The organism is Nonomuraea sp. NPDC003201, from assembly GCF_053590415.1.
Map to the genome: position 1 here is coordinate 1 of NZ_JBSFTC010000594.1, position 3,426 is coordinate 3,426.

General features: G+C 74.2%; 6 protein-coding genes and 1 pseudogene. 3 read left to right on the forward strand and 4 right to left on the reverse strand.

Translation table 11 applies throughout. The features are described 5' to 3' along the window. The coding region (locus ACWDX9_RS61280) for an ROK family protein (RefSeq protein WP_449973110.1) at positions 1-300 on the forward strand (300 nt) is incomplete at its 5' end. A gap of 8 nt (positions 301-308) precedes the next feature. On the opposite strand, the gene ACWDX9_RS61285 is transcribed toward ACWDX9_RS61280, so the two are convergent. From ACWDX9_RS61285 to ACWDX9_RS61300, 4 genes and pseudogenes are all read right to left on the reverse strand, one after another. Continuing rightward, positions 309-779 carry a tautomerase family protein gene (locus ACWDX9_RS61285; RefSeq protein ID WP_449973111.1) on the reverse strand — a complete coding sequence of 157 codons (471 nt, stop codon included), beginning with the start codon at positions 777-779 and terminating at the stop codon, positions 309-311. Positions 780-938: 159 nt separating this feature from the next. Then, the gene (locus tag ACWDX9_RS61290) at positions 939-1,157 is read right to left on the reverse strand and encodes a hypothetical protein (RefSeq protein ID WP_449973115.1); all 219 of its coding nucleotides are present in this window, start codon (positions 1,155-1,157) and stop codon (positions 939-941) included. Between the two features lie 131 nt (positions 1,158-1,288). Continuing rightward, positions 1,289-1,798 (reverse strand): annotated as a pseudogene (locus ACWDX9_RS61295) (alcohol dehydrogenase catalytic domain-containing protein); the annotation flags it as partial. 36 nt (positions 1,799-1,834) lie between these two features. Then, positions 1,835-2,116 carry a hypothetical protein gene (locus tag ACWDX9_RS61300; protein ID WP_449973112.1) on the reverse strand — a complete coding sequence of 94 codons (282 nt, stop codon included), beginning with the start codon at positions 2,114-2,116 and terminating at the stop codon, positions 1,835-1,837. Here ACWDX9_RS61300 and ACWDX9_RS61305 point away from each other — a divergent pair. After that, positions 2,115-2,621 (forward strand): LmrA/YxaF family transcription factor, encoded by a 507-nt coding sequence (locus ACWDX9_RS61305; protein ID WP_449973113.1) that lies wholly within the window; start codon positions 2,115-2,117, stop codon positions 2,619-2,621. The two genes, ACWDX9_RS61300 and ACWDX9_RS61305, sit on opposite strands and share 2 nt — an antisense overlap. Before the next feature lie 45 nt (positions 2,622-2,666). Then, positions 2,667-3,426: serine/threonine-protein kinase (locus tag ACWDX9_RS61310; RefSeq protein ID WP_449973114.1), on the forward strand; the 760-nt coding region annotated here is incomplete at its 3' end.

Below are 3,426 nucleotides of genomic sequence, written 5' to 3' on the forward strand. Positions count from 1 at the left end.
TTCGCGGCCGCCGCCGCCGGCGACCCGACGGCCGTGGAGGTCGTCGACCGGGTCGCCGCCGTCTTCGCCGAGGCGATCGCCCCCGCCGTCCTCGTGCTGTCGCCGCACGCGATCGTGATCGGCGGCGGCATCGCCCGCGCCGGCGCGGTCTTGCTGGACGCCATCGCACGGCACCTTGCAGACCTGACCCTCACCCCGCCGAGCGTGGAGCTGTCGGAGCTGGCCGAGGGCACCGTGCTCACGGGCGCGATCCAGCTGGCCCTGGACGAGGTGTGGCGCGACACCCTGGCCGGCTGCTGACCTCGCCGTCAGGAGGACAGCGCCGCGCGCACCGCCTTGGCGCGTTCCTCGGTGAAGACCCCGGTGTCGAGCAGGTCGAGGATCGACAGGACGCGGCCGCCCGAGGCCCAGCCGCCGTCCTCGATCACCCGGAAGTTCACCCACCACGCCGGGGACGGGGCCGGCAGGCCGCACGCCTCGGCCGGCGCCGCCAGGATGCGTTCGATGGCCTCGGCGCGCACCTCGCGCCGCCAGTCGGCGTCCATGACCGCGACGTCGACGACCATCACGTCCTGCTCGGCGTCGGCGAGCAGGGTGCCGCCGATCGCCATCATGTCGGGTGCGCGCTCCACGAAGTGGACCTGGAAGCCCACCCGGGCGGCCGGCGCGAGCTGCCCGACCTCCGGCGCCAGGACCGCGTCGGTCAGCGTCCGGGCCAGCGCGCGCCGCTGCTCGACGCTGAGCCGCCCCTGCGGCGCGGTCACCGTGATCACTGTCATCGTTTCCTCCTGTGACGGTCGTTCTCAAAGGGTGAAATGGGCCCGCAGTTCCGGGGGCAGGGCCGCGGGGTCGGGTTGGAAGATCTCCAGCAGGAGCCGGTCGGGGCCCTCGGCCATGGCGTAGCGGGCGATGGGTCCGCGGCGGATGCCGGTGACCGATCATGGTGTGGGCCCGTTTCCGGTCGGGAGCGGGTCGCGGGCCAGGACGAGTTTGGTGGTGCGGGCGGCATAGGCCGTGGGGGCGTCGTCCCAGTCCGCGAGCAGGGTGATGACGCGTTCGGCGGGGAAGCCGGTGCGGTGGACGAACTCCAGGAGGTCGGGCAGGGCGGCACGGGCGTGGGAGACGCCCACCCGGAGCGTGGTGTCGGTGGCGTACATGCGCATGAGGGGGACACGGGTGCCTTCGCGCCTTCGCGGCGGGCCAGCGGCGGGACGACCGTCCGCCAGGCGTCGGCGAGGTTGTCGCTGGCCGCGGCGACGCGGAGCGGCGGTACGCCGTCCGGGACGGGGACGAGCATGTGGTCGGCGTGGGGGACGCGGATCCGGTCGGTGACCATGCCGCCCCACGGGCCGCTGGCGGGGCCGAAACCATACGCGGCGAGGGTGCCCCGGGTGGTGGGGGCGCATTTGGAGGTGAGCCCGGCCAGGCAGCGGTGGCAGGTGCCGCAGGAGACCGCCCAGGGGACGACGACGGTCTGGCCGATCCGGATCCGCCGCACGCCGGACCCGACGGCGACGACTTCGGCGACGCACTCGTGGCCGATCGGGAAGGGCCCCTGGAAGGGGATCTTCCCGCAGATGGCAGCCACGATCGGGTCCACCAGGCCGAGCGCCATCCCCGCCTGCAGCGCTCGTGAGACCGGCCGGTGGATCGGGAGGGTGTCGCCGTCGCAGCGGCCGGCCAGGAACGGGCGGACGACGGCGTCGCCCGGTTCGGCCGGTCGCGGTGCGGCGCGTTCGCGCCAGGCGAGGCGGCCGCTGCGCAGGAAGACGAGTTCACGCACGCTGCCGGGGGTCATCGCCGCGCTCGCGGACCGACCGCCGCACGAGCGGCCTCACGCATCCGTGGCATCCTCGACCAGCCCGCTCTTGCGCCTGTCCGACAGCGCCCCCTCCGGGACGGTGACGTCGACGCGGAAGCGCGGCAGGTCGTCCTCGGCGGTCGTCTGCGCCCGCGCGGGCAGCTCGATCAGGTGGCTCCACGCCTGGGCGCGGAAGAACGCCGTGTCCGGGACGCCCTCCCGGCGCAGCAGCGCCCGCGCGAGCTCCCACTGGACCTCCGCCCGGCCCTGGCCGGTCAGCGCCCCCGACGGGGCGGCGAGCTGGATCATCGGCATGAGACACCTCCTCGGCGCTCCCCTCGGCTCCACCTACCACTACTTCCCGCGCGGCAAGCAGCAGCTGGCCGCCGAGGCGGTCCGCTTCGCCGGCGACCTGGTCACGCAGGTCCTGGAGCGGGAGCTTCAGGCCGGCCCGGCGGCCGGTCTGCGCGCGTTCCTGACCTTGTGGCGGCAGACCGTCCTCGACAGCGACTTCCGCGCCGGCTGCCCCGTCCTGGCCGTCGCGGTCGAAGAACCCCCCGCCGACGGCCCGCCCGAGGCGATCGACGCGGCCGCCGAGGTGTTCGGCACGTGGGAACGGATGCTCGCCGCGTCACTGCGCGACCACGGCGCCGGCCAGGCCCAGGCCGCCCAGCTGGCGACCCTGATCGTGGCGGCGACGGAAGGCACGGTGGCGATGTGCCGTGCCCAACGCGACATCCGTCCCCTCGACGACGTCACCGCCCAGCTCGAAGCACTGGTCCGGCACGCGACCGGCGGCCCTTGTCACTCTCGTGCGTGACACTGGATCTACGAGCACGTCGCAGTCACGGTGGAGGCGGACGCATTGCGGCTGAACGGAGATGAAGGACTCGGCGCGCGTTTCCGGGTGGAGCGGGGAGCGACCGTCGCCGAGGGCAGGGCCGAGGTGCTGTTCGCCCATGACGAGGAGCTGGATCTCCCCGTCGTGCTCAAGCGCACCCATTCGGGCGAGGCCCGCGCTCTCGCCAAGCTCGTCCATCCCCACATCGTCACCGTCCACGACGTCCTGACCGTGGACGACGGTCCTCGGGCCGGCACGTGGCTGGTCATGGAGCGGGTGCCGGCCGGCAGCCTGTCGGGCAGGAGGTTCTCACCCCCGGAGGCGGCCCGGATCGGCGCGCAGATCGCCGACGCGCTGGCGGCGCTGCACCGCAAGGGGCTGATCCACTGCGACGTGAAGCCCGCCAACATCGTCATGGACGCCGAGGGGACGGCGAAGCTGACCGACTTCGACGCCGCGCGGCGGATCGGCGGCGTGGAGACGATCTCGCCCGAGCGCCCGATCTCCTACACGCCCGACTACGCCGGACCCGAGCTCGTCGGCGGCCGCCCGGACCCGGCCTCCGACGTGTTCTCGCTCGGCGCCACCGTCTACGCGCTGGTCGCCGGGAATCCCCCTCGCCCCTGGGCCCACGGCGAAGGCGTCCCCGACGACGACCGGCGAACGGCGGGATGGGCGGCGGGATGGGCGGCGCACCACGGTGTCATCGAGATGAGCGCGGACATCGGGCCGCTGCGCCCCGTGCTGACGGCGATGCTCCAGAGCGAGCCGGGCCGGCGGCCGG

What these genes read in the sequence shown, in the direction of transcription:
- ACWDX9_RS61305 (WP_449973113.1), top strand. Translation starts at nt 2,115, where the DNA reads ATGAGACACCTCCTCGGCGCTCCCCTCGGCTCCACCTACCACTACTTC.
- ACWDX9_RS61285 (WP_449973111.1), bottom strand. Translation starts at nt 779, where the DNA reads ATGACAGTGATCACGGTGACCGCGCCGCAGGGGCGGCTCAGCGTCGAG.
- ACWDX9_RS61290 (WP_449973115.1), bottom strand. Translation starts at nt 1,157, where the DNA reads ATGTACGCCACCGACACCACGCTCCGGGTGGGCGTCTCCCACGCCCGT.
- ACWDX9_RS61300 (WP_449973112.1), bottom strand. Translation starts at nt 2,116, where the DNA reads ATGCCGATGATCCAGCTCGCCGCCCCGTCGGGGGCGCTGACCGGCCAG.